We start from the raw sequence: 25,730 nt of genomic DNA, 5'->3' as shown, positions 1-25,730 counted from the left end.
TTCTCACTTTCTGGTCAGGTTCTTCGCTCCCTCCGCCGCTTCGCCAGCGACGGATGAAGAAGGGTGATAGCAGACCTCGCCTTCGATCAGCAGGTCGTCGCCAAGAGTCTGCGTGCGCTGATCGTCCAAGGTAGCCGCCAGGCTCAAGCGGGGCAGGCCCTGGCCGGCGAGCGGAACCGGAGCGCTGGCTCCCCCGATCAGCCGGGGCGCGACGATGACGGCGACATGGTCAATGCAGCAACAGTCGAAGGCGCTGCCCGTGAGGGCAGCCCCGCCTTCAAGGAGGATATGCATCAGGCCCTCGGCAGCCAGGCGCTGCAGGGCCTGCCGGAGATCAACGCGCCCCGTCGGCTCGCAAGGCATCTCGATGAGACGCACCCCTGGACGGGCCAGGGCTGCGCGTCGCTCGGCGGGAACCTGCTCGCCGATCAGCAGCCAGGTCTCGCCAGCCTCGGGCGTGTTGAGCAGTCGTAGCTGTGGCGGGAGCTGGCCACTGCTGGTTATGACCAGCCGTCGCGGCGGCTGGAGACGTGGTCTGCGCTCGCTGCTGGCGGCCAGGCGTACGGTAAGCCAGGGATCGTCGCGGCGCGCCGTGCCAGCCCCGACCAGAATACCATCGACGCGATCGCGCAACTCGTGAGCCCAGGCCCGAGCCGGCGGTCCGCTGATCCAGAAGGCGTCTCCCGTGTGCGCGGCGATCTTGCCATCCAGGGTCATCGCCCACTTGGCGGTGACATAGGGCCGGTTGCCACGCACAAGGGTGGTAAAGGGACGTAGCAGCTCGCGTGCCTGACGGGCCAGGGGATCATCTTCGTCCAAGAGCGCAACCTCTATCCCAGCCTGCCGCAGCCGCTGCAGTCCGCGCCCATCGACCCGCGGGTTGGGATCGCGAGCGGCCACGACGACGCGCCGGACTCCCGCAGCAATGAGGGCCTCGGTACAGGGCGGCGTGTGCAGGGCAATGCAACACGGTTCCAGCGTCACATAGAGATCGGCCCCCTGAGCATGGGGACCGGCTTCGCGCAGCGCCTCCACCTCGGCATGTGGCCCATAGGGCGGGGCCGTCGCCCCCTGACCTACCATCTGCCCGTCACGCACGAGCACAGCCCCCACTGGTGGGCGCGGACTGGTGCGTCCCTCAACAGACCGCGCCAGCGCCAGCGCCCGCTGCATCATCTCCCGCTCCTGTTCACTCAGCACGATAGTTGACTCTTCAGGCATGGACATGGCACTCCTCCAGAGCAGGCAGCGCCAGCGGCTCCTCCTCGCTGGCAGCGGGAACCGGCGCCGCCTCTTGTATCAGCGCAGCCTTCACATCGGTCCCAGGGACCTCTGCAGCGGGCAGCAGCGTCTCCACCAGGGGCTGCACTGGGCCACCCCGGGCCGCCAGTAGGAAGCTATTTAGGAGAGCACGATGCTCTTCGGGCTTTACGCTAAAGCGCGCACGGGCCTGGGCGACACGCAGCCGGGTGCGGGCTCGATGCAGGAGCTGGCGACAGGCGCTGGCGCTCCTGTTGAGCAGGCGAGCGATCTCTTCGTAGGGACAGGCAAAGGCTTCGTGGAGAAGAAAGACAGCCCGCTCGGCGGGGCTGAGCCGCTCCTGAAGCAGCCAGAGCGCATGCGCCAGGGCCTCCCGCTGTTCAAGGCTCTCGACAACCAGCTCTTCCGGCTCTGGCTCTGGTGCCACCGTCGGCCCTCCCCCCGGAGCCGGCGGCCAGAGGCCAAGGGGCTGCTCGCGCTGCACGCGGGCTGATTTGAGGCGATCCAGGCAGAGGCGCGTCACAATGGTCAGGAGATAGGCGCGTAGCGAACCTATCTGCTGCGCCGCTGCCGTAGCATAGCGGATATAGCTTTCCTGGACAACATCCTCGATCTCATCGCAGCTGCCCAGCAGGCTACGCGCAGTAGCGAAGAGTAGAGGATAATAACGATCGAACTCTTCCAATCGTCAGTCTTCTCCTATCGGACTATACCGTCGGCCCTGGAACTTCCCCAGGTCATGCCCTCGCGCTGCCATGCGACAGCGAGCGTGGGGGCGTACGGGCTATACCGCCGATCGGGAATTGGGAGAGGCCATCGGCTCAGTCAGCTCCTGAGCGCTGGCCCACATCCCTCACCCTGCCCCGAAGACAGCGTTCTCTATTTTTTTCTTCGTCCTATTAGAGGAGACGAGTCAGACCTCTGTTCTGTGACAGCTTTGCCGCCTTTCTTCCGCTCAGTGCGGCTGCCAGCCAGCAGCCATACGCTTGATTTCTCAGAGGCGACAATGCTACGATTGAACAGGGCTTCAGAAGAGGAGAGCGCAGCCTATTCTATCGCCTTCTCGCGGCTCGCCTCGTCTCGCCTCGCCGGCACAAGGAGGAACCGCCTATGACAGAGCCTCAGTCTCCACAGACTCCTCAGATCCAGCCGTCATACCTGCCAGCCGCCGGCGCGGAGCGATCTCCCGTCCTACCCAGCAATGGCGCTGCCTCCCCGGCCAGCGCGCCTGAGCGCGGCCAGGAGAGGGCGCAAACCATGCTCCGCGACTACCAGTATTACCGCGAGATCTTCCGCGGACGTCCCCTGCCTTTGGCTTACGTGGACCTGGACCTGCTGGAGGAGAACATTCGTCTGACACGCGAGCGCGCCGGCGGCACGCGGGTGCGCATTGCCTCCAAGTCGCTGCGCAGTGTCGCCATTATCAAGCGCCTTCTGGCCGCCGAGCCGACCTTTCAGGGTATTATGGCCTTCACAGCTCGCGAGGCCGTCTATCTGGCCAGCCAGGGCCTGGACGACCTGCTGATCGGCTACCCGACCTGGCACGAGGAGGATATCGCAGCGGTGGCACGCGCTAGCGCGGAAGGGGCCCACATCACCTTGATGGTCGACAGCCTGGCTCACGTGGAACAGATCGAGGGCGTGGCCCGCCGCTACGGCGTGCGCCTGCCGCTCTGTCTCGATATTGACATGGCCGTCGACTTCCCCGGGCTGCATTTCGGCGTCTGGCGCTCGCCGCTGCGCACGGCGGAACAGGTGCGCCCGGTCATCGAGCGGATCATGTCCTCACCCCATGTCTGGCTCGATGGCATCATGGGCTACGAGGCCCAGATCGCTGGGGTTGGCGATCGCTATCCGGGCCAGGCCCTCAAGAACGCTCTGGTGACCTGGCTCAAGCGCCGCTCGTTGGGCGAGATCGCCGCTCGCCGCGCCGCGCTGGTGGCCCTGATCAAGGAGTACGCCCCCCAGGTGCGCTTCGTCAACGGCGGTGGCACCGGCAGCGTGCATACAACGCGCCTGGAAGCCAGCGTCAGCGAGATCACCGTCGGCTCGGCCTTCTATGGCCCGGCCCTCTTCGATCACTACCGCGACTTCCGCTATCAGCCAGCGGCAGGCTTCGCCATTGAGATCGTGCGCCGCCCGCATCCGCAGATCTATACCTGCCTCGGCGGGGGCTACGTCGCCTCCGGCGCCGCGGGTTCCGACAAGCTGCCGCAGCCTTATCTGCCCCAGGGTGCGCAGCTCATCGCTACCGAGGGCGCCGGCGAGGTCCAGACTCCCATCCGCTACAGCGGCCCCGTGATGCTCTCCCTGGGCGATCCAATCTTTCTGCGTCACGCTAAGGCCGGCGAGCTATGCGAACGCTTCACTCACCTGCTGCTGGTGAGCAAGGGCGCCATCGTTGACGAGGTCACCACCTACCGCGGCGATGGCCAGTGCTTTCTCTGAGCATCAGCTAGCAGGCATCGCCCACGAAGGCCGGCAGCCACTGGCCTGTGAGGCCGCCCCCGGCCCTTGCCTTTGCCAGCCCCGGCCTTTCTAAACTATAGGAAATCTCCACGCTCAGGTAGTGATCAGGAGAAGAGCAGCCGGGAAGACGGCCAGAAAGCGAGAGAGCAGAGAAACAAGAAGGAAGGAGCAGGCTATGATTGCCGGAGAGAAAGAGAGCTGGCAGAACTGGTCAGGTACTGTTGCCTGTCGACCGGAGATCATCCAGCCAGCGAGCCTGGAAGAGCTAGCCAGAACCGTCGCCGAGTGTGCGCGCGCCGGGCGCCGCCTGCGTGTCGCCGGTGCCGGTCATTCGTTCACCCCCCTCGTCGAGAGCGACGACGTGCTGCTCTCCCTGGATCACCTGCAGGGCCTGGAGAAAGTTGACCGCGAGCGTGGTACGGCAGTCGTGCTGGCCGGTACACGCCTTGGGCGCCTGGGTGAGCTGCTGCTCGCTCACGGCCTGGCCCAGGAGAACCTGGGCGACATCGATGTACAGAGCATCGCTGGGGCCATCAGCACCGGCACCCACGGCACGGGCCTCCGCTTTGGCTCGCTCTCCACCCAGGTTGTAGCCCTGACCCTGGTCACCGCCAGCGGCGATCTCATCGAGTGCTCCGAAGAGGAGAACCGCGACCTCTTCAAGGCCGCCCAGGTCTCGCTCGGCGCCCTGGGCGTCATCGCCAAGGTAACCCTGCGCGTTGTGCCAGCCCGTCCCCTACATTACATCGGGCGCCGCACCTCGCTGGAGGATTGCCTGAACAATCTGGAGCGCTACCGCCAGGAAAACGAGCACTTCGAATTTTTCTGGTTCCCGTACACGCCCTGGGTACAAGCGAAGTGGATCAACACCACGGAGGAAGCTGTCCGCCAGAGCAGTCGCTGGGGCCGGCTGTGGAGCAACCTGAACCAGCTCGTGCTGGAGAACGGCGTCTTCTGGCTGCTATCGGAGGCTAATCGCCTGGTACCAACCCTGTCGGCGACGGTCAGCCGCATTTCAGCCCTGGGCGTGGCTAGCGTCGACGAAATTGACTATCCCCATCGCATTTTCGCCACGCCACGCCTGGTGCGCTTCGTCGAGATGGAGTACAGCCTTCCTGCGGACCAGCTGCGACCCGTTCTTGAGGAGATTCGTGCCTGCATCGAGGAGCAGCGCTTTAAGGTGCATTTTCCAGTCGAGTGCCGCTTTGTGAAGGGAGACGATATCTGGCTCAGCCCGGCTTATGGGCGTGACTCGGCTTATGTGGCCGTGCACATGTACAAGGGGATGGAATATAAGCCCTATTTCCGCCACGTGGAGGCCATTTTCCGACGCTACGAAGGGCGTCCACATTGGGGCAAGATCCACACGCGCCGCCCCGAGGAGCTGGCGGCCCTCTATCCCCGCTGGCACGATTTTCGCCGCCTGCGCGCCCAGCTCGACCCTCAGGGCATCTTTTTGAACCCCTATCTGCGCGAGCTGTTCGCCGTCGACGAGCCGCTTCCCACACCCGCCGGCCAGCCAGACCTAGATGGCTTCTAGCCGGCCAGGACAGGAGAGGAGCCAGTAGTGTGATCCAGTTCACAGCCTGGCTGTGAGCTGCTCCATTGCTGGCTCCTGGCACCAACAGGCATACTTCCTGAAGGAAGCAAGCACTTATCAGGCCAGGGTCGTACAGCGCCAGACCCGTTGTGGCCTGCTCCATTCGCCTGGTCGAGGCAGGAGCAATCTCTCACGCCCATTTCTTGTTTCCCTCTGTATACTGTCTTTTAAAGCATCTTCTCAAAGAAAAATTAAGGATAAATACTAAGTGATTGCACAGATAGCAAAAAGACGTCCTGCCTCGCCACGTCTGTTGTTGCTTGCTCTCAGCGCCCTCAGCCTGGCGCTGGCGGCCTGGCTGCTACCAACCAGTGGAGCTGCTCATTTCCAAAGCCAGGCCAATGCGGCCCCGATGGCGCAGGGTCAGCCGGTCAGCACCTCTCAACCAGGAGGTTACCCGATCAAGGTCTTCTTCTCGCGCTACCCTGTTTCCGTCACCAGCGATCCAACCGCTGTCTATCCAGTGCAGCGCACTTCGCCGACGCTTTCTGTGGGCACCTTTGCTTTGCAAATGCTGATCGCCGGACCGACCCCCAGCGAGCGCAGCGCCGGTCTCTTTAGCGAGCTGAATACGCTGCTCAGCGGCTCTTCGAACTGCACGGCCCCGCTGCCGGTCGGTGGTCCCGATTTCACGCTCACCCTGAACCAGCGCGGCAGCCGCAGCGAGCCTGGCACGGCCACTGTGCGCTTCTGCCGCCAGCTCAACTCGCCTGGTATTGGCACAGATGCGCGCGTGCGGGCTGAGATCACGGCAACCCTGACGCAGTTCTCTAGCATTCGGAGGGTCGTCATTCTGACGCGCGATGGCCACTGTTTTGGTGACAGCAGTGGACTTGATCGCTGTCTGAGTTAGTCTCTGGGATCAGGCTGCGCGGCTCACTTCGCCCTGACCGGCCAGGAGCTGTCCGCCAGCCCAGCCAGCAGGAGAGATGCGCCGCACAGGCACCATCGCAGATTGCCTCATCTCTCCACGCTGTGCTCCTTTCCTGTCTTGCACAGGGGGATTGCTTCCTTACGTAACGCAGCGGAGCCGTCTCATCTCGCGTGGATGGGACGGCTCCGCGCTCTCTGTACCTGTACAGGATAGGGTGAGATCCTGCTGGCAAGTGGGGGAGCGGAGCAGGCGCCCCCCAGCCCTCGAACCGGGGTTCCGAGCCGAGGAGCGCCTCTATGACCCCCGTAGAAAAGGACGACCCGAAGGAAGAAGCACAGCTAAGGGATGACGATATCTTGCAAGACCACCGGCTGATGGCGCGTATAGTCCAGCTCGTCGGCCTGCTGCACCCCGGGAGGCGTCAAAGTATCCATAACCTTCGGTACCGTACCTGGATCAACAGTGCAGTGCGGGTCACTGCTGGCTGTGGCGCAGACACCAAAGGTATAGGGGCCAGGCGTGCTGGTGAAGGCGCGCGCCTGATCTGGCTGAAAACCATCCTGGCCGGTCAACGTGACCGTGAAGCCCCAGCCGGGTCCGGGCTGGCCAAGGCTGGCCTTCGGGACGCTGAAGGTGATAAAGTGTGAGATGCTGTTTGCGCTGATGCTGACGCTGCCCAGGGTTGTGCCGTGGGCATCGATATAGCGCTGCCCAAAGCCTTGCACCTCGATGAGCCGGCTCCAGGCCGCCGTAGCGGCAATGGTATAGTTGCGCTGCGGGAACGACGGTGCCGTCGAGGTGTCAGCGGGAGCAGCGTTCGGATCGTGCACGTAGACATCGATGAGCTGGGCCCCCAGCGGACTGCCAAAGGTCGGCGTCAGATCACCGACCTTGAGTTTGAAGACAATCGTGTCGCCGCTGTCGATAACGCGAAATTCCAGGATGTCAAAGGCGCCAGCGTGGAAATCGGCAGCGGTCGGATAGGCGTAGTTGCCAGGCCCATTGTCATCTCCGGCGGGATCGCTGACGTCGAGCAGCACAGTGCCAGGGGTGTAGTCCCAGACAATAGTGCGCGTGGCGTGGGCTGTGGCCCCCTGCGGGCTGACAGCGACCACGGTGATGACGGTGGTGCCGCCGCTGATGGGCAACTGGACGCTGAAGGTACCATCCGCCGCGGCGACCGTGCTCACGAGCGTTGTCTGACTGTTGTTATCGGTATTGGTGCCGGCTACGTAGATCCTATTGCCCGGGGCCGAGCTACCGCGCACCGTTACCGGTGAGCCATCGACTGCCGTCAGGTCGCCGGGGGCAGCGATGCTCAGCGCGGTCTGGCCCGGGTGCTGGAGCACATAGCGAGCGTAGGTTGCGGCGGGCCGCTCCAGCAGCGTGCGGGCGCCCAGGTCGAGGAAGAGGCGCACAAAGGCCCCTTCAGCCCAGGTCAGCGGCGAGGCCGAGCCTGCAGGATGGCCATTCTGGAAACCGATGGAGGCCACGGTCGGATCGGTACCGTAGGGCGAGGGGGCCAGATCGGGCAGCTCCCAGTCCTGTTCAGGGATGAGGCCCACCCCCGAGGCAAAGCGCTGCATGGTGGCCAGTAGCTCGCTCGCCGTGCTCACATCGCCATTGGCCAGGGCGTACTCGCCGCGCTCCTCGTCGAGCACTGGCCAGACATGGCCTGTGCCGACGCCGGAAGGGGCCCAGGGATGCCCATTGCTGGCCGCGTCGCCGTAGCCGTCGCCGTTATAGCGATGCCAGCCTGGGCCGCTGTTCGTCTGACTCTTGATGGTGGCGTCAACGACCGGCAGCGATTCGGCGATCACTGGATCGTTGGCCGGCTTCAGGCCCAGGCGCACCAGCTCCAGGAAACCGGCGTCGATGACGCTGCGCTGATCAAGGGTCGGGCCACCGTTGCCCAGGTTATAGCTGATGGCCGCGTTTGGATCACCCGTTTTCGACAGGCGGATATAGTAGGGATGATTGGCTAGTGGCCCATTGGTGGTCACGGTCCAGCGCTCCAGCGAGCGCTGCCAGTCGTCAGCCACCCCCAGCCAGAGCCGCGCATTGGCCTCATCGCCATTGGCACGGGCGATCTGGGCCGCCGCCACCAGGCCGGCGATCTCAGCGGCGATCGTCGAGGGCGAGTAACCGCTCTGCTCTTCCCAGCGCTCCACCCCGTAGGCCGGGCCGTGGCTCATCACAAAATAGGCCGCTGGCTTGATATGGTGTTGATAGAGATCGGCGCTGGTCATGTGGAGCTGATAGGCCATCAGGATCGGATAGCTGGTCTCATCGAGCTGAGTGCCAAAGGAATCGGGAGCAAGCTGACCGTTGAGCAGACTATTGCGCGGCATGGAGCCGTCGGGACGCTGCTGATGGTAGAACAGGAAGGTGACTGCATCGCGGGCCGTCTGCAGGTCGCCATCCAGGAGCAGGCCGGTCCAGGCTTCGTAGAGGTCGCGCGCGAAGACCTCGCGATAGGAGCCGAAGAAGAGATTGTTGGGATCGCCGGCGGAGACAGCCTGTCCCCAGGGTGAAGCCAGGCTGGCAACGATGGCCCCGGGAAAGGTCTTGTCCTCGGAAGCCTTGATAACGTTGGCGCTCAGATAGTATTCACGTCGCAGCGTCTGCCATTGGGCGTCATCGACACCCGGCAGGCGCGGCGCCGGACGTAGCCCAGCGTCATAGCGCAGCCAGCCGGCGACATAGTCGGCACGCAAACGCGCGAAGGGAACTGTCAGCGAGCCGCGCGCTGCCTGCAGGGCCTCTGTGCGCGTGGTGCCAAAGCCCAAGGCGACAGTTAGCTCGGCGCCGTGACTCAGGTCCAGCTGGGCCGTCTGCACCACGTTGCCATCGTCGGCCTCGTCGTAGATCTGCGTCAGGGCGTGGGCCTGCTCAAGCTGTACCAGGCCATCGCTGGCCGCCCCGAGGAAACCGTTACTCACCTGCAAGAAGGGGCGCGAGGCAGCGAGGGCCGCATAGACCGGCACAGCATAGCTGCGATTGGCGGCGTTACTATGGGTGTTGGTGTCAAAGGCCACTGGCAGCGGCTGGCCAGTCGAGGTATCGGTTAGGGCACTGTCAGCTCCGCCGTTACCGGAGCCGCCGCCGCCGTTACCGTTGATCGTCGGATCGAAATACAGGTAGAGATGATAGTCGCTCAAGCTGCCAGCCAGGGGCGTAAAGCGCAGGTGCATCACGACGCTGTTGCGCTCGGGATCGGTCAGATAATCAGTGACAATGCGATAGCGACCGCTGCGAGCCGTCGTGATGACGCGGCAATCGAGAACCGCCCCATCGAGCAGCTGCACACTATAGGTGGTATCGCGCTCCTGCAGGTCGGTAAAGGTGCGCCCATCGGTCACAATATACTGCAGAGCCTTGACATTGGTGTTATCGATAGTGGGGAAATAGACATCGCTGAGCACGCCGTCGGCCAGGGTAAACCAGACCTTTGAGGTGGTATTGCGGGCCGTGCCGACGCAGTCCTTGCGCGCCAGGTCGAAATAGGAGAGCGCTCCCGGTCCATCGGCGGCTACACGATAGGGCTGGCGGACCTGGGCGCTGACAGAGCCACCAGGGAGGGCCAGCAACAGCGCACAGCAGAGTAGCGCGAGGATCAGGCGCGTCGGTGCTGGCTGCCTCAGCCAGGCATCATAGCCGGAACTGGCGTTCTGGCGCCTTCCATACATCAGACGCTGCATGCGTTGAACCTCTTCGGCAATCATAGCAGCTTTCACCTTCTAGCGGAGGCGGGAGCTGCACCATCCAGGTGCGTCTCTCTCCTCCTGGCCGTTCTTCCCTCTGCCCTTGCCTTCCCTGCTCCCCACTGAGGCAGTTTCCTGCTGGAAAGACATAGTTGCAAGAATCGTGCCCATTTCTGTGCTACACACAGCACACAAATGAAGCTGCCTAGAAGGCAGGCCGATCTCTGGCAGTGCAACATACCAGCTGGGCTGCGGATGCTCCGACGCCTCTGGCTCTCAAGACAGTTTTTTCATGCTTATTACTTCTTACTACAAATATTCTTCATCTCTACAATAACTAGATAAAAATACTTATATTCTATTCATTGACAATTGCCAATATATCGAACATATATATGGTTGTCACCGTTGTGCCAGGCAGAGCGAATGGTAGAGGAATTGTCGTGCAAGCACTTCCGCGGAGAGGAGAACAAGCATGCAATCGTGGCCGACGGCAGGAGCAGCGTATCCGCCGGAGGGATCTGGCGCGACGGGGCACGTGCTCTGGCAGGAGCAGCTTTCGCAGCGAGGGGAGTGGCTCCTGCTCCTCATCTTGCTTTACGGGCTGGCCGCCTTTCTGGCTCTAGCAGCGAGCCTGGTCGGCGTTAGCCTGGGCCGCGAGGCCAGCCTCAGCATTGTTTTCTGTGGCCTCCTGAGCCTGCTCCTTTTCCTGCTGGTGAACATTCTGATACTACTCACCGATGGCCGACGCTTCTGGAATCCAGGTGGAGGGCCGCCGTGGACAGCCCGAGGTCGCTGGCGCAAGTTCCTGACGGGAGCGCTCTATTTGCTCCTCGTGATCATGCCCCTGGTCTACCTGCGTCAGGCCACACGCCACTATCTTGACGCGCGCGGCGGAACTCTGGGGAGAGCACTGCAGCAGATCTGGCGAGGCCAGAGAGCGAGCCAGCGTCTGGCCTTCGGGGTAGGAGGAAGCATCCTGCTGCTACTCTGCGCTCTCTGCTCTTGCCTGGCGGGTATGCTTGGCCAGAGCATCATTCAGGCAAGCATGTCCCCGGCCTCGCCCACGGTCCCGGCGGAGAACCGCCCTGTTTCCCTGGCCGCTTCGCCGACTGCTGGCAGCACAGTTACCGCGAGCAGCGCAACCCCGACCCCAACAACAGCACGCAAGCCGGGCGCAACCGTTGCTCCGACTCGTGCGCCCACGCCTACACTATCACCTACCCCTGCGCCTACACCATCACCTACACCATCACCTACCCCTACACCATCACCCACGCCGACACCCACACCGACACCCAGGCCTTCACCTGCCCCCACTGAGGCGCCCACCCCCACACCGACGCCTACTCCCGTGCCTACCGAGGCGCCCACGCCCACCCCCTGCCCTGGCGTCAACTGCAATCCCTGGGGCTACAACTTCGATTCCACCAACGGCAGTCTCATCTACTCGCCTCCCACCGATTTTTGCAGCTACTTCGACTGCATCTCCAGCTTCTGGGAGGGCAAAGGCTACGTCGTCGAGTGTAGCGACGGCATGTACAGCAAATCGGGCGGCATCCGCGGCGCCTGCTCCGATCACGGTGGCGTCTGGCGCCCGCTCTACGCCCATTAAAGGCTCAGGGACAGACGAAGCGATTTCCTCCCGAGCCCTCGAAGCCGGCGGCTATGCCACGCTAGCCGTCGGCTTTTTCTACTGACAAGGCCGCTGTTCCTCCAGATAGTGAGTGCCAGCTCTGCCTCAGCCCGCAGACCACTAGCCGGGCAGCCTTGCCAGCGGCTGCCCGTAAAGCCAGTATAGGCCCAGTTTCTGTTTTTCTCGAACAGGTTAAGATCTATATATTGAAATTCAATAGATTTATATGACAGAATATTACTCCCCCGAGAAAGCAAGGGAGCATATTCGCTGTAAAGTGAGGAGAAAGGCAGCATGGAACCATCAGCCGAAGCAACCCCTGTAGTTCCTGGTAGCCCTGGAGGCCGGCGCAGAGTATTATTATTGCTTGCTTTACTATTTGCCTATTTCTTTGTTCTATTGCTCGCCTGCATCGATGGTGCGATTACCAGCGGCGTTAGCGCTTCCGCCGCAGCCACTGGTCAGAGGCCTTTGGAGGCCATTGACACGCTTTTACTGCTGCTAGTGCTGTTCACGCTCATCATCAGCGAGGGTCGTCGTCTGTTTAGCCTGGAGGGGCGGCTCAACTGGAAGCGGCTGAGCCGTTTTCAAAAAGTGCTCCTGGTGCTGGGGTATCTTAGCACCAGCATTGTGCCGATCTACCTCGTCCTGGCCTTGCGGTCGCAGCTGCGGCGTCAACAGCAAAGCCTGGGTCAGTTCCTGCGGGACGAGTGGCAGTGCTATCGCCAGCGTTCCCAACGCAGCCAGCGCGCGTTAGCGTTGGGCTGCATCTCGCTTGTCCTTGTCTGCTCTTTCTGCACGAGCGCGGCGGCGTTTAGCGAGCGTCAGGCCCTGCTCGACAGCCTGACGCCCACGGCGGCCAGCGCTGTCAAGGGTGCCACACTGGCCCATCAGCCAGCCGTTAGCGCTGTGGTCTATGGCACGCAGCTTCCCCAGGCAACGCGCCAAGCAGCCACCCCTACGGCAATGCCAACGCGGGCGCCGACGCCGACGCCCAGCCCTACACCGAGACCGACGCCCAGGCCGAGGCCGACGCCCACTCCTACCCCTATTCCCTACCCTGGCGTTAACTGCAATCCCTGGGGCTACAACTTCGAGCCGGGGGCCTTGATCTACTCGCCCCCAGCCAGCTTCTGCGCTTACTTCTCCTGCATCGGCAATTTCTGGAATGGCCGGGGCTATGTCGTTGAATGCAACGACGGCATGTACAGCAAATCGGGCGGCATCCGCGGCGCCTGCTCCTATCACGGTGGCGTCTGGCGCCCGCTCTACGCTCATTAGGCTGCCAGGCCGTAGGCTCGTCCGTCGCGTCGCGTCGGCAGGCTGGGGCTGGGCCAGCCTCAGTCGCCGACGTGGCAGCTCTCCGCTGTGCTGGTTTCCACCGTAGTAGCCGTCTCAGGTGCGGAGGAAAGCCGCTGCTCCTCACCGCGAGTAGGAAACTTGCCGCGCGTATTCACCAGCAAGACCCCTACAATGACTATCAGTCCTCCGAGCAGTTCGAGCAGTGTGGGAGCTTCGTGCAGCCAGAGCCAGGAGATCGCCAGGGCCAGGAGCGGGGAAATATTGAGAAAGCTCGTGGCCAGCGAGGCTGACAGGCGAGCCAGAGTGAAGGCCCAGGTACCGTAAGCGATGGCCGCCGGGAAGAGGCCCAGATAGACTACCGCCAGCGTCGCCGCCGGTGTCGCCTGGGGCCAATCGTGCAACAAGGCCGGTGCAAAGGGCAGCATAAAGAGCGTTCCAGCCCACATCGTGTAGGCCGTCATCTCGCTGCTGCTGTAGCGCTGCATGTAGCGTTTCTGAACGATGAAGTAGACGCTTTCGCAGAGCGAGGCGAGCAGCACCAGCAGAGCGCCGGGAGTGAAATGGAGGCCCTCCTTGCCGCCCAGCGAGATAATGGTGACGCCTACGACGCTGATGGTGATTCCCAGCCAGCCCCAGAGCGTCAGGCGTTCGCGCAGTACGAGCAGGGCCAGCAAGGCCGTGAAGCAGGGGACCGAGGCCACCAGGAAGCTGGCTGTGCCGGCGTTGACGGTCAGCTCACCGAAGGTCAGGCCGGCATGGTAACCGGTGATGCCTATCAGGCCGAGCACAAGCAGACCGGGCAGGTCGCGCCAGGCGGGCAGGCGCATGCGCGTGAGCAGGGCATAGAGTGCCAGGGCCAGCGAGGCGACGAGAAAACGCAGCAGGATGAGGGCACCGGGCGAGTAGCTCTGCAGACCTGCGCGAATGCCGGCGAAGGCAGAAGCCCATAGTAGCAGAGTGATGACTAGCGATAGTGCGGCGCGGGCATCGCCTTGTTTGGTCGAATGCATCGTTGCAACCTCCATTTCCAACAGGGGTTAGTATAGCCCAGGCGAGTGGCCCTTTTCACCAGCCAGACTCTGACGCAGAGACCGGCCAATCGTGCTGCACAGCGTTGCACAGTCACCGGAAAAAGGTTGCAGGAGAAGTGCGAAGGACCGGGCAAGAGCGCCCTGTTGTTCACACTTTGCAGCAGGTTTAGTTGCAAGCAGGGGCAGGGATAGCGATGAGCATCGACAACTGAGACGCTTGCTGCTCTGCGCAAATGAGGTAATCCGTTTGCATAATCTCTGCGTATCCTTCTCACGAGGCGGAGGCGGGTGGCCAGGGAATGCTTTGCCGCTCTGGTTTCTCAGCAGTGACGGCCCCATCCCGGTTCGGTGAACGGGCGCACGCCGTTCCCCTTCCTGGCCATCGCGCGCCGCCTTGCTGTCAGGGGTCAGGGCAAGAGATGACTTCTCAGCCAGCCAGTAGCAATGCTCCCTCAATCCAGAGCAGCCCCTCACGCAAGGGGACACGATGCTTACGATTCTGCCATTTGACATTGCGAGCGCGCAGCGGCTCAAAGCGCCAGGAGCGGAAGCCGCTGGCCAGGGCCAGCTTGCCGAGCCATTGCTCTACGGGCACATGAATCCCATAGGGGGCGGAGTCCCCTATCACCAGACAGACCAGCCCCCCTGCGGCGGTAACACGGCGCAGCGCCTGCCAGCTGCGGGCCATATCCAGAAAATAGGCGGCGATCATGGTATGGTAGGCTTTTCTGCCGCCATGCAAGAGCCGCTCCTCTTCCAAGCGCGCGCAGGTGGCCCGCAGCTCTGGCTGCAACGGGGTCAGCAGCGGATCAGCCAGCAACTGATCGGTCGCCTGCACCAGGTCACTGACGTGCTGGGTACAGGAGCGAATCAGATAGCGACGGACGGCCAGCTGCAGATCACGCCAGCGCTCGATCTCCCCAAAAAAGCAGAGTTCCAGACGGGTGGCATCGGCATAGTCATAGTTGTTGGCATAGGGCGGAGAGGTAATCACCAGCTCGGCCCAGCCGGCAGGCACTCCCTCGCAGGTGCGTGCATCGCCTCGCAAGATGCGCCCTTTGCCATCTCGCGCCTGCCGTTGCCAGCAGGACATGTCATCGGCCATCAGCTCGACCCGGGAGAGAAAGGCCTCAAAAGGATCAGCAACCTGGGCTTTTGTCTTAGAAGGCAGGACATATTGCCACTGAGCCGTTCCTACCGAGGCACAGGGACGCAGAATAGCGGCCAGGGCCAGCCAGAGGAGCTCGGAGAGTGCCGCCGGCCAGGCAGACACCTGCTCCTGCCAGGCCCGTAGCAACTGTCTCAGCCGCTGGAGCGTCTCAGGCCGATAACATCTGAGTAGCAGCTCAGACGGCTCCTCGGCAATTGGCGGCAGCGTCCGAGCCAGAGCAACAAGATCGGAGGCAGCTCGTCGCAGCAAGGAGACCTCTTCTCGCCAGTGCAGCTTCGCCTCCGCCACCCGTACGAGGAAGGGATGGGCTTCCAGACCCACAGCTTCCAGACCAGCATATTCGGCTTCGAGCAGCACCGTCCCTGTGCCGCAGAAAGGATCTAGCACGCGCCTTCGACCCTGGTTGCGCTCACGCTGCAGAAGCTGACGAACCCAGAGGGCAGAGAAGCCAGCCGGATAACGGAACCAGCGATGCACAGGCAGGCTCAGATTGTCGGCAAAGGTGCCGCTGCGTTCAGGCCGCACCTCTACTGGCAGCGACTCCAGCTCGGGAAAGAGTGTTTCAGAGAAATAGCGTTCTTGTGCCACAGCTCTCGCGACGGCCTTCCAGGATGATGGCAACCAACTATCCTAGCACCATCCCTGGTCAGTATTGCTCCTCTCTCAGATCCAACATGTGTGCAGCTCGCCCTTAGTCTACCACAGAGAGATCTCACCACCGGCCCGCCCTGGTCCAGCAGTACTGCGGCAGCCTCACGCGGGGCCGAGGCGGCGACCCTGAGCAGGCCAGCCGGCTCACCTTCCTCCTTCCGGCGGGACCGGCCCGGTGACCGGGCACCGGACCAGACCACCTGCCGCCAGCAGGCCAGCAAGCAAGATCAGCGCCGACCAGGCTAGGAGGGCTTCAGACCTCCACTGCCAAGCACAGAGAGCACGAAGCGGACCGCATTGTCGGCAGCGCGGCGCTGGTTCTCGGCCTTGTTCTCCCGCTTATGACCGTCACCCCAATCGCAAATGGCCTTGACGACGATCCACTCGCAGCGCTCGCGCATGGCCGCCGCATAGAGGCCGGCGCCCTCCATCTCGCCCCCGATGGCCTCGGGTTCGAGGGCCAGCAACTGCTTGAGCAGGTCAGGATGATCGACGAGCTTCTCGCCACTCAGCAGCAAGCCGAAATGCGGCTCAGGTCCGTTCCAGTCTAGCTTTGCATCGCGGAAGCGGCTCAGCAGGCGCGGCGAGGCGGTGGCGCGGTCTCCACGCGGCACCAGAACCATTTCACCGTGGGCGCCGGAGCCAAGGCGCTGCGGCTCGTAGCTCATGAGCTGCCGCGAGACCAGGATGTCGCCAAGTTGCTGCTCGTCGGGTCGCAGGCCGAAGGCGATCCCCACCATGATCACCGCTGCCGGCTTCAGAGAGCGAATGGCTTCACTGACCGCCAGCGTCGCCCCGCCGGCGCCCAGGGTTCCCATCTCCGTGCGCAGCAGCCAGGTGGCAGCTCCCCCGATCTCGCCTAAAAAGTAGTAGGTCTCGATCCGGCCATACTGGCGCTCGAAACGCGCGCCCCACTCACGCTGGGCAATCTCGCGCACAGCTTGCACCTCGACATCGGTGGCCGTCACGAGCAGAACATCGCAGCGCTGAGCGGAGAGCGTCGAGCCGCTGCGGCGACTCTCCGCCGTCTGGCTCCCGCCCGCCTGGGAGACAGGCCCAAAGGAGGTAGCCATAGGCGCCGCCGCCGGCCCAGGTCTCTCCTGCCCTCCTTCGCCGGCAGCCAGCATGCGAATTTGTAAGGCCAGATTTTTCAGCTCCTTTTCGCGCTGCGCCGGCGGGAGGGCGTGCAGCGCTCGCCCATTGGGAGGGAAAATGACCAGATCGGCAAACGGCTCTAGCTCGTAAGGGCATTCCCGCAGCTTCACAGGAAAGAGACGCACACGCCCAGGCTCACGCTGATGACGCTCCCAGGCAAGTTGCCGTAGCTCCGGGTAGAACGGATCATTGAGCAGATCGGGGCTTAAGAGCACCAAGATGATGTCTGCGGCGCTCAGGTGCCGACGGAGTTCCTCGCGCACCAGCTGCCCGGCGCGAAGCTGCCGCGGCTCCCAGTCGTCGATCAGCCCGGCTTGGCGCAGCGGGCTGAGGAAGCTCTTCAGCTGATCAAGCAGACGCTCATCGTCATCGCTACGGGCGCAGAGATAAAAGAGGTTGACAGCCACGAATCACCTCGTTTTCTTCTTCGCAAGGCCATCTTCCAGAAACAGACACCGTACAGCATAGCTATAAAGCAGGAAGGCAGCAAAAGGGGCTGGATCTCATGGGTCTTCATAGGCCCGATCCGCCACCCTGGCTCTCGCTTCTTGCAGCGTACTGGCTCACATTTTGATCATCTCATCCTGTCTAATCATTATATAGAACTATCGTACGCGAAGCATAGCCCACTTTAAATCGATAGCCTGTTTGTCTAGGAATATCAGCAAGCCCTTAAATACTGCTTGCTTGTTTATGACAACATATGATCAATAAGAGTGAGAATTGATGGCAATGCCATTTACAAGAGAGCAAGCGACGTGTATTTTGGAGAAAAGCGCTGCCAATCAAGCAACTTGTCGACAATAAGGAGTGCAAAATCCTTCAGTGCTACCGACTCCATCCAAGAAAGAATAATGATCTCAGCGCTTCTTGTCAGATCGGCAGCTGCTGCCTGCCAATGAGGAGACAGCAGAAGCAGATATCTCTGATGGTGCAGAAAGGATTGCATCATGGGAGAGAGCAAGGAAGAACAACGTGTGTTGATCATCACAGCTCTGTCACTGGAGGCCCGAGAAGTGCAGAGCTATCTGAGTTCCTTGAGTCATCTCTTACTGGCCCCGGACAGCCGGTATGAAATTGGGCAGTTCCGGGGCACCAGGGGGAACTGCGAAGTGATCCTTAAGGAGAGCGGGCAACTGAATAAGACCTGTTCAGCCGTGACAGCACGCGCCATTGTGGAAACCAGGCCAGAGCTGGCCATGCTGATCGGCGTCGCCGGCAGTCTACGCGATGCGATCCCCGGAGACGTGGTCGTACCCGAGTTGATCTACGACTACGAATCGGGCAAGGTAGCCGAGCACTTTCTGCCTCGCCCACGTCCTCACCGTCCTGATGCGCATTTGCTTGATCTTGCTCGCAGCATCGCCCGTAGCGAGCGCTGGCTGCAACGCCTCCCATCCATTCCTCTGCCGAGGCCCGCGTGCTACACGAAACCGCTCGTCGCTGGCGACATCTTACTGACCTCTAAAGATTCAGACCTCTACCACTTTATTCGCACCTACTACAGCGATGCGGTGGCCGTGGCCATGGAGGACGCCGGCTTCATGGAGGCCGCTTATCGGACCCAAACCCCGGCCATTGTGGTGCGAGGAATCTCCGATCAGCTTGACGATAAGCAAGAGCGCGACGCTCAGGGCTATCAGCAGCTGGCCATCGCTCATGCCCGTGCCTTTGCTTTTGAGCTGCTGGACCAGTGGCTCCCCCCCAGGGATCAGCCAGTCCCTGAGACGCCGATTGCCAGCCTTGAGCCTCCATCGGCAGCTCCTCCATCCAACGCTGCTCCATTGCTCATCTTCCTACAGCAGCTTCCTACCTATAAGGAGTTACTTGGTGAGGCCCTGAATATGCTTCTGATTTCCTACGTGATTTATAAGGATCAATGCCGGTACTACTGCCAGCAGCTCCAGAGACTGGCTACGCAGTTGCAGCAGGTTTTGATGAACCCTCCTGCTGATCGCGCCCTGCGTCTGCGCCTCGATAACCTCGCTCAGGCCGTCAGGGAGCTCTGGCAGGCTGTCGAGCATCTGCGCCACTGCTGTCCCCCCGGCGAGTCCCGACAAGAGCAGCGCACTTATCAGGAGGCCCGCCAGCAAACCTGTCGCGCTCTGCAAAAGGCCCTGGAGTGCCTGGAGCGCCTGGCTGAGTCACGAGACAAGCGTCCTCTTTGAGGAGGAACCTCTCCTGGGTTATAATGAGACCCGTGGCCGCGGGTTGGTCAGGGCCTTGATCGCCCCGGGAGACTGCTTTTCTGCGAGAAGACTCACGATGATGATGAACGACTCCAATCTCTTCTTTTCTCCCGGCCAGGACGATGCAGAGGAATGGGTTAGTCGCTATTTGCGCACGGTCAAAGACTGCCTCCAACAAATGCGCGCTCTCCTCCTCTATAAGGTCAACCTGCGCGAGATTGGGACTGCCCTCCTGGAAGGTTTCGATCGCGAGCTACGCAGCTTCCTGGAGCGACTTGATACCGATCCCATCTTGAAAAGCTCTGTCGGGAATACCGACGCGATCACGGACGCGATTTTCGAGGCTACGGTCCATATCAATCTCGCTATCTCCCTACAGACGATGAATCAGTCTAAAAATGTGCACAACCATCTTCATCGCCTCTTCCACGAATATAAAAAGATTGCCGATGAGATCTCCAAAATCATCGATATCCTTCACGATATTCCCTCTACCCACATTTGAATATTTGTTCGAATTTTTTTAATGCGTCCTTCACAACGCCCTATGGTAATATCCTGTCGACTACAGGTTTCTCTCCGCAGATAAAGCAGACAGACTGTGAGCAGATTGTGAGCAGATTGTGATCTAGAGCGGGCGATCTGCCAGCATGAGGCACAGAAGCTTGAGACAAAGGGAGAGGTCATACGTCTACTATGTGAGTGACGTGGTCCGCCGCTCTAGAAAGGCCCTCTTGTCATGATGGGCCGGGCAGGTTCCACGTCGCTACGACTATCCAGACCAGCGCATCTGAAGCGAGAGGAGGGAGGTCCGCTTTGAACGACTCGCCTGGCAGGCCATCGGGGCTGCTTTCTGCTCCGACTACCATGCACTCGCTCGATCAGTTCCGCCAGACCCTGAATCATTACCTGGCTGTCATTGGCCAGCAACAAGAGCTGCTCTTGTCGGAGTATATTGTCCTCCGGGGTCAGGCGCGCCTGCGACTGGACCAGCGCCAGCGCCTGCAGCGCTTGCTGGGCCAGTATCAAGAGCAGTTGCTGTCGTTCCGCGGCCTGCTGGAGCAGCCGCAGGCCCTCCCCGACGAGGTCGTTCCCCTCCGCTATTTGCCTCTGCTCTTTTTGCAGAATGCCGAGAGCCAGGCACGTCAGCTGCTCGATCTGCTCACAGCGCTTCCTCCCGTCGAGCAAAAGCGCGCTCCGGCCCGGCAGCATCAGCGCCTGCTGCAGGCGTTTCTGCAGAGCTGGGAGCAGCTGCTTCACTATTATGAGGAGCTGGTTTTTCACACGCGCGCTCTCTCCGATCAGACCCGCTTTCTGCTGCGCCGTCTCAGCTGCGAAGCGAGGGGGGATACAGCCCCCCAACCGGCTGATGGCGATCAGGCCGCTTCAGATCGCTCCGATTCCGCTCATTCTTCAGATCAGTCTACTGAGCCATCCTCATCCGTTCCACCTGACCAGTGCGAGAGCCAGTCTGGCCTGGATACTCACGAGTGCTAGGCGCCAGAGCCTGCCCTTGCATTGAGGGAGCCGGCGCGCGAAAATAAGAGGTATGGAGTACCGCACACTTGGACGAACTGGCTTACGGGTCTCACGCCTCTGCCTGGGCACCATGCAATGGGGCTGGACGGTCGATGAGCCAACAGCCTTCGCTATCATGGATGCCTTCGTTGAGCGCGGGGGCAATTTCTTCGATACCGCCGACTTCTACGCGCGCTGGATTCCAGGCAAGCGCGGCGGCGAGTCCGAGGAGATCATTGGGCGCTGGCTGCGTGCACGCGGCAACCGCAGTCAGGTGGTGATTGCCACCAAGGTCTATCATCCGATGGGCGAGGGACCAAACGAGCGCGGACTCTCGCGCAAGCATATCATAGAGGCCGTTGAGGCCTCGCTGCGCCGCTTACAGACCGACTATCTCGATCTCTATCTGGCTCACGCCTTCGATGCGGAGACACCGATCGAGGAGACATTGCGTGCCTTCGACGATCTGCAGCGCAGCGGCAAGGTGCGCTATATCGGCGCTTCCAATTATCCGGCCTGGCGCCTGGTCGAGGCGCTCTGGTGCGCGCGCTATGAGCGCACGGCCCGCTATGAGGTGCTGGAGCCACACTATAACCTGGTGCATCGCGCCGAGTTTGAGCAGGAGCTACAGACGATCTGCCTGCAGTATGGCCTTGGCGTGATCCCTTATAGTCCCCTGGCTGGTGGCTTCCTCGGCGGCAGCTACCGCCGCGGCGAGGGCCGTCAGAGTGCGCGCGCTGCCGCTGTCCTGGGACGCTACGATCAAGAGCAGGCCTGGCGCACCCTGGAAACGGTCCAGGCTGTCGCCGAGGAGACCCAGGCTACGCCCGCAGCGGTGGCCCTGGCCTGGCTGCTGGCGCAGCCGGCGGTGACCGCGCCGATCATCGGCGCCAGCCAACCGGCTCATCTGGAGGACGGCTTTGCCGCTCTGACGCTCCAGCTCGCGCCGGAGCAGCTGACTCGCCTGAGTACGGTCTCACAGGGCCTCTAGCCTACTCTGCTCTGCTCTCCTCGCTCAACCAGGCGCCTTAACGCCTCATCTATCTAACAAGAGGGCAGGCCCTCGTCTCATCCCATGCCTCGCCGTTCTGCAGCTCGCTGCCCGACTGGGTAGCCAGCTCCCAACGGTGGCCAGGCAGTGGATACGGGAATAAGACGAGGGCCTGCCTTGCTCTACTGCGCTTGCTTCGCTTCTTCTTTTTCAACAAGCAGGGAGATTGGCCGTTCCCCAGTGAAGGAGGCTCTGCTCTGCGCTCTTCTGGTCTTTTTCGGTTTCTCAGCAGTGGACTCCGATGGCTTGCCCGGCCTTCCCGCACTCCCTATTCTGCTTGTCTGGATCTTCTCTTAGCCGCGACCGACGCCGCTGCTGGCCACAAAGGGGACGCGCTGTTCGACGCCGGCGTCCTCGGTGCTCACCTCATGATAGCGATAGCTGTTCCCTTCGGTGGGGCTGAGATAGCCAGCGTCCTGGACCACCTGGGGGGCGTCGGCTACCGTGGCGATGAGCACAGGCGTGAAAGCCCAGTTATCAGCAGGGCTTAGGCCGCCGATGACGCGCCCAAGGGCGCGATGCTCTGCCTCAATACAGGCGATCTGCCCGGCCACCTGAGCGAGATCGGGCCGCCCCATCGCGGCAAACTCTTTGATGGCTGCCAGGAAGGCCGAGTCAAAGACCCCCTCTAGCTGCTGTTGGGTCTCAATAAAGGTTTTGAGGTCGCTGAAGGTCTGGGCCCCTTTGGGGAAGCTGAAGGTGTCAGCCAGCGACTGGCCTCCGTTGGCTGTGAAAAACTGCTGGTGGATCTGCTCTTCGACCAGGGCCGCCTTGAGATAGGCCAGATCGTCGCCGCTGAGGCCCAGCGCACTGGCATTGGCGATGCCGTTGCTGTAGAAGGTAACGGCCAGCTGTTCGGCTGTGCGGGCGATTGAGAGAATCTGCGTGACAGCATCATCGATGGTGACGAGCCGCTCGGCCAGCGCTCCCTGAGCCCGCACCGCCAGCGGCCTGGCACCGCTCTCAAACAGGGCCAGGCCACCGGCGGCCAGCCCCAGGCCAACAGTGGCCCGCTGGAGAAAGCGCCGACGCTCTTGCGCCTTGCGCGGAGAGCTACGATCGATAGAGGTCTGCATGGCGATGGACTGATCCTTTCTGTAAAGCTTGAGCTAGAGCTTGCTCGCATTTTCCGGCTACCTCCACAATCCACCGCCTCCTCTCCTCACAGTTCCACTCTAGCAGGCTCTCTAAGAAAAGAATCGACATCTACCGATGCTAGCGAGGGGCGCAGGGCGCGAGGTCAGGTCAGGGACGCGGCGGCAGCTCCCGCTCGTCGCCGTAGAAGAGGGCCAGTGTCAGGCCAAAGGCCAGATGGCGCAAGAGGTTCTGCCCAAAGGAGCGCCAGGCCGCCAGGCGCGGGAGCTGGCCACGGCGAATGAGCGGATGCAGGCGGTCGGCCAGGGGCGTGAGCCACCAGACTGAGGCCAGAAAGCCTTCGCCGAAGAGGAGTCCCTTGAGCCAGATCGGGCCGGGCAGGCGCGGCCTGACCAGGGCGGCATAGATTTCGCCCAGCAGGACCCCATTGAGGAGATGGAGGCCCCAGGCCAGGAAACGGCGACCGTCAGACCGTTTCGCTCCTCCCCCGAGCAGGCCCTCAATGAAACGCACATCGCTGAAATGGTTGCCGCTGAGACGCTGATCCAGGGCCATCACAAGGCTGTAGACGCCAGTGGCCAGGAGGCCGGCCAGCGCCGCCCGCCCAGGACGCCAGGTCGGTGGACGACGTTCAACAAGCTCTTGCATCGTTTCTCGCTCCTTCTCCTCACCCGGCAGAGCGCAGCCGCCCCCGCTGGTCGGCCAGCACCAGCCGCGCCGTATACGATCCACTGCTGAGAGCGCCCTGGATGCTGCTCGAATGCAGGTATTCGCCGGTTAGATAGAGGCCCGGCTCCCCACCGCGCGCCTCCGGCAGGTGGGCGAAGATGCCCGGCGGCTGGGCAAATTGAGCAAAGGGCAGGCGATAGACGGCCAGCAAGCGCCAGTGTCGCAAGTCATGCTCCGGGAACCAGGTGGCCAGCTCCTGTAGAGCGCGCAGGGCCAAGCGCTCATCGTCTTCTTCAGCCTGGGTCGCTTCATCCAGGATGGTGACCGAGAGCAGGTGCTGCCCCGGCGGAGCGTACTGCGGAACAATATTGGTGAGCTGCACAGCATGGTTGACCAGGCCGCCAGGCTCGCAGTTGAGCAGCAGGACCGGCTCGTCGTAAAGCGACTGGGGACCTGCGAAGTAGAGGCAGGTGCAGCCGCGGCCTGCGGTTGGTAAGGACAGGCCGGTAAGACGGGCTGCCGTCGGGCTAGCGGTGGCGATCACGACGGCCTCGGCCTGCAGCTCCTCGCCGCTCTCCAGACGCACGCCCGAGATCCGCCCGTCCTCACGCAGTAAGGCCACAACACGCGCGCCCAGACGCAGGCTGCTCGCTGGCAGAGAGGCGGCCAGCTGGGCCGCGATCGCCTCCATACCCTCCTCCGGTAAGACTATATCGCCGCTCGCCAGCATGCGCCAGACAAAGCGGAGCATGCGCGCGCTGGTCTGCAGCTCTCGATCGAGAAAGATGCCGCCGAAGAAGGGCCGGGCGAAGTGAGCGATGAAGCCCTCGCGGCTAAAGCCCCAATGGCGCAGGTACAGCTCGCTGGTCTCGTCAAGCGTGGCCACGGGCCAGGCCGCCGGGCTTTCCACAGAGACCGTCTGCAGGATCGTGCGCGTCAGGCGCAGGACGCGCCACTTGTCGGTCAGCGGAATGAGGGGGTTACTGGCAGAGGCAGCCAGCCAGCCAGGCTGGCGTCGCGGATCAGCCAGCGGATAGCGTCGGCCCCCTTTGACCAGCAAGGCCCCGGGCAGGAAACGTCTCGGTCTGAGCGCAGCGAGATCAAGCTCGCGCTGCACGGCGGGATAGGCAGTAAACAAGACCTGGAAGCCCCGGTCGAGAAGAAAGCCCTCGGGATGGCGATCGGTACTGACGCGGCCCCCGGGCCGGTCGGCGGCCTCCAGTACCAGGACACTCAGCCCGGCGCGACTCAGGTGGCGGGCGCAGGTCAGGCCGGCCAGACCGGCACCGACAACGATGATCATGGTGACGCCTCTCTCCTTTCTCCATCAGCAGGCAGCGCGATCGCTGCTTTACCACACCTGAATTAAGCACGTGAAGGCGCCCGGCTAAGAGTCACCTCAGCCTTGCAGATCGCTGCCCTCGCCGGCTCCGGGCAGGGGTCCAGCAGCGATCAGGCCCAGTTCCTGACGCAAGCGCAACAGGGCCAGGTCCTTGGCTTTGCACTCAAGCATGACATCATAGTCAGACCAGGGAACGGTAGCGAGAAAGGCCCGGAAGCGATCGGCATTGATATACTTGCTGTGGGCACCCGGACGCTTGCCAGGGTCCTGTTCGGCGTAGTGCAGCTTGGGCCGGCGCCGGCCCCAGGTCGTCAGGATGCGTTCCCAGGGCAGGCGCTCCAGCGGCGTCTCCGCGCCACCGTTGAGGGCATGATGCAGGTTGTCAACCACCAACGGCAGGCCACTCGCCTCGCAGATCGGCAGGAGCTGCCTCACCGACCAGCAGCGCTCATCGTTCTCCAGGCGCAGCCGCCGGCGCACACGCTCCGGTAGCTCATCGATGTGAGCCAGGATGCGCCGCAGCGTGGCGGCGCGGTCGCCGTAGACACCACCACCATGCAGGATGATATCACCTTCGAGGCCGAGTCGCTCCATGACCTCAGCATGATAGCAGAGGTCGCGATAGCTGCTCTGCCAGACGGGGCCATCGGCAGAGATGAGCGTATATTGACCAGGGTGCATCGACAGGCGCATCCTGCCCGCGCGAGCCAGCTGCCTCACTTCGGCAACCCGGGCCGGATCAAAGCGGATCTGCTCTAGCGCCACCTCGGGATGAGAGCCAAGCGGCACCAGATCTGAGGAGATGCGAAAGACGCTGATACCCTGAGCCAGGTTCCAGCGCAGGATGGCCGCGAGGAGCGCCAGGTTCTCATCGACCAGGGCCTGGAGATAGGCAAGGCCGCGCTCGCGCAGGGTGGCCAGGCGCAGACTGCGCATCTTCCCCCCCAGCGAGAGGTTCACACAGGCATAGCCAAGTCTCATGCCGCTCCTTTTCCTCCCCATACGGGCGGACG

19 protein-coding genes and 1 riboswitch are annotated in these 25,730 nt (G+C 62.4%); of the genes, 9 read left to right on the top strand and 10 right to left on the bottom strand.

The window, feature by feature from the left end; translation table 11 throughout:
- Positions 1 to 3: 3 nt before the first annotated feature.
- Together ribD and KTAU_RS13210 are read right to left on the bottom strand one after the other, a co-directional pair.
- Positions 4 to 1,221 (bottom strand): bifunctional diaminohydroxyphosphoribosylaminopyrimidine deaminase/5-amino-6-(5-phosphoribosylamino)uracil reductase RibD, encoded by a 1,218-nt coding sequence (gene ribD / locus KTAU_RS13215; RefSeq protein ID WP_151728835.1) that lies wholly within the window; start codon positions 1,219 to 1,221, stop codon positions 4 to 6.
- Positions 1,214 to 1,945: a sigma-70 family RNA polymerase sigma factor gene (locus tag KTAU_RS13210; RefSeq protein WP_151728834.1), complete on the bottom strand. Its 732-nt coding sequence runs from the start codon at positions 1,943 to 1,945 to the stop codon at positions 1,214 to 1,216. Before KTAU_RS13210 ends, ribD begins: the two co-directional genes overlap by 8 nt.
- A 2-nt stretch (positions 1,946 to 1,947) precedes the next feature.
- Positions 1,948 to 2,135, bottom strand: a riboswitch (FMN riboswitch).
- Positions 2,136 to 2,517: 382 nt separating this feature from the next.
- On the opposite strand from KTAU_RS13210, the gene KTAU_RS13205 reads away from it, so the two are divergent.
- The 3 genes from KTAU_RS13205 to KTAU_RS13195 all read left to right on the top strand — a co-directional run bounded on the left by KTAU_RS13205 (position 2,518) and on the right by KTAU_RS13195 (position 6,182).
- Complete coding sequence (locus tag KTAU_RS13205; RefSeq protein WP_151729146.1) at positions 2,518 to 3,708, top strand: amino acid deaminase/aldolase; 1,191 nt, start codon at positions 2,518 to 2,520, stop codon at positions 3,706 to 3,708.
- Between the two features lie 196 nt (positions 3,709 to 3,904).
- On the top strand, positions 3,905 to 5,269 hold the full coding sequence (locus KTAU_RS13200) for a D-arabinono-1,4-lactone oxidase (RefSeq protein WP_151728833.1): 1,365 nt from the start codon (positions 3,905 to 3,907) through the stop codon (positions 5,267 to 5,269).
- A gap of 268 nt (positions 5,270 to 5,537) precedes the next feature.
- Positions 5,538 to 6,182, top strand: a complete 645-nt coding sequence (locus KTAU_RS13195) for a GerMN domain-containing protein (RefSeq protein WP_151728832.1) — start codon at positions 5,538 to 5,540, stop codon at positions 6,180 to 6,182.
- Positions 6,183 to 6,541: 359 nt separating this feature from the next.
- Here the strand turns inward: KTAU_RS13195 and KTAU_RS13190 are convergent, their stop codons facing one another.
- On the bottom strand, positions 6,542 to 9,928 hold the full coding sequence (locus KTAU_RS13190) for a glucodextranase DOMON-like domain-containing protein (protein WP_228026454.1): 3,387 nt from the start codon (positions 9,926 to 9,928) through the stop codon (positions 6,542 to 6,544).
- A 454-nt stretch (positions 9,929 to 10,382) separates the two neighbouring features.
- Here KTAU_RS13190 and KTAU_RS21970 point away from each other — a divergent pair, with 454 nt between their 5' ends.
- A complete protein-coding gene (locus KTAU_RS21970) occupies positions 10,383 to 11,522 on the top strand; it encodes a DUF3761 domain-containing protein (RefSeq protein WP_228026453.1) in 1,140 nt (379 codons plus the stop codon).
- Between the two features lie 315 nt (positions 11,523 to 11,837).
- A complete protein-coding gene (locus KTAU_RS21965) occupies positions 11,838 to 12,824 on the top strand; it encodes a DUF3761 domain-containing protein (protein WP_228026452.1) in 987 nt (328 codons plus the stop codon).
- 59 nt (positions 12,825 to 12,883) lie between these two features.
- Here the strand turns inward: KTAU_RS21965 and KTAU_RS13175 are convergent, their stop codons facing one another.
- The 3 genes from KTAU_RS13175 to KTAU_RS13165 all read right to left on the bottom strand — a co-directional run bounded on the left by KTAU_RS13175 (position 12,884) and on the right by KTAU_RS13165 (position 17,260).
- Positions 12,884 to 13,855 (bottom strand): DMT family transporter, encoded by a 972-nt coding sequence (locus KTAU_RS13175; RefSeq protein WP_151728831.1) that lies wholly within the window; start codon positions 13,853 to 13,855, stop codon positions 12,884 to 12,886.
- Between the two features lie 448 nt (positions 13,856 to 14,303).
- The gene (locus KTAU_RS13170) at positions 14,304 to 15,635 is read right to left on the bottom strand and encodes a TRM11 family methyltransferase (RefSeq protein ID WP_170293280.1); all 1,332 of its coding nucleotides are present in this window, start codon (positions 15,633 to 15,635) and stop codon (positions 14,304 to 14,306) included.
- A 305-nt stretch (positions 15,636 to 15,940) separates the two neighbouring features.
- Complete coding sequence (locus tag KTAU_RS13165; RefSeq protein ID WP_151728829.1) at positions 15,941 to 17,260, bottom strand: phosphorylase family protein; 1,320 nt, start codon at positions 17,258 to 17,260, stop codon at positions 15,941 to 15,943.
- A gap of 543 nt (positions 17,261 to 17,803) precedes the next feature.
- On the opposite strand from KTAU_RS13165, the gene KTAU_RS13160 reads away from it, so the two are divergent.
- The 4 genes from KTAU_RS13160 to KTAU_RS13145 all read left to right on the top strand — a co-directional run bounded on the left by KTAU_RS13160 (position 17,804) and on the right by KTAU_RS13145 (position 21,551).
- On the top strand, positions 17,804 to 19,021 hold the full coding sequence (locus tag KTAU_RS13160) for a 5'-methylthioadenosine/S-adenosylhomocysteine nucleosidase family protein (protein WP_151728828.1): 1,218 nt from the start codon (positions 17,804 to 17,806) through the stop codon (positions 19,019 to 19,021).
- Between the two features lie 97 nt (positions 19,022 to 19,118).
- Positions 19,119 to 19,547, top strand: coding sequence for a hypothetical protein (locus tag KTAU_RS13155; protein WP_151728827.1), 429 nt, complete (start codon positions 19,119 to 19,121; stop codon positions 19,545 to 19,547).
- A gap of 311 nt (positions 19,548 to 19,858) precedes the next feature.
- Complete coding sequence (locus tag KTAU_RS13150) at positions 19,859 to 20,539, top strand: hypothetical protein (protein WP_151728826.1); 681 nt, start codon at positions 19,859 to 19,861, stop codon at positions 20,537 to 20,539.
- Between the two features lie 52 nt (positions 20,540 to 20,591).
- The gene (locus KTAU_RS13145; RefSeq protein ID WP_151728825.1) at positions 20,592 to 21,551 is read left to right on the top strand and encodes an aldo/keto reductase; all 960 of its coding nucleotides are present in this window, start codon (positions 20,592 to 20,594) and stop codon (positions 21,549 to 21,551) included.
- 353 nt (positions 21,552 to 21,904) lie between these two features.
- Here KTAU_RS13145 and KTAU_RS13140 read toward each other — a convergent pair whose 3' ends face one another.
- From KTAU_RS13140 to uvsE, 4 genes are all read right to left on the bottom strand, one after another.
- Positions 21,905 to 22,687, bottom strand: a complete 783-nt coding sequence (locus tag KTAU_RS13140) for a ferritin-like domain-containing protein (RefSeq protein WP_151728824.1) — start codon at positions 22,685 to 22,687, stop codon at positions 21,905 to 21,907.
- 169 nt (positions 22,688 to 22,856) lie between these two features.
- On the bottom strand, positions 22,857 to 23,354 hold the full coding sequence (locus KTAU_RS13135) for a hypothetical protein (RefSeq protein WP_151728823.1): 498 nt from the start codon (positions 23,352 to 23,354) through the stop codon (positions 22,857 to 22,859).
- Positions 23,355 to 23,373: 19 nt separating this feature from the next.
- Positions 23,374 to 24,678: an NAD(P)/FAD-dependent oxidoreductase gene (locus KTAU_RS13130; RefSeq protein WP_151728822.1), complete on the bottom strand. Its 1,305-nt coding sequence runs from the start codon at positions 24,676 to 24,678 to the stop codon at positions 23,374 to 23,376.
- Between the two features lie 96 nt (positions 24,679 to 24,774).
- Positions 24,775 to 25,698 (bottom strand): UV DNA damage repair endonuclease UvsE, encoded by a 924-nt coding sequence (gene uvsE, locus KTAU_RS13125; RefSeq protein ID WP_170293279.1) that lies wholly within the window; start codon positions 25,696 to 25,698, stop codon positions 24,775 to 24,777.
- Positions 25,699 to 25,730: the final 32 nt, after the last annotated feature.

This window comes from Thermogemmatispora aurantia, from assembly GCF_008974285.1.
Taxonomy (GTDB): domain Bacteria; phylum Chloroflexota; class Ktedonobacteria; order Ktedonobacterales; family Ktedonobacteraceae; genus Thermogemmatispora; species Thermogemmatispora aurantia.
This window is presented reverse-complemented; position numbering and strand designations above follow the sequence as displayed.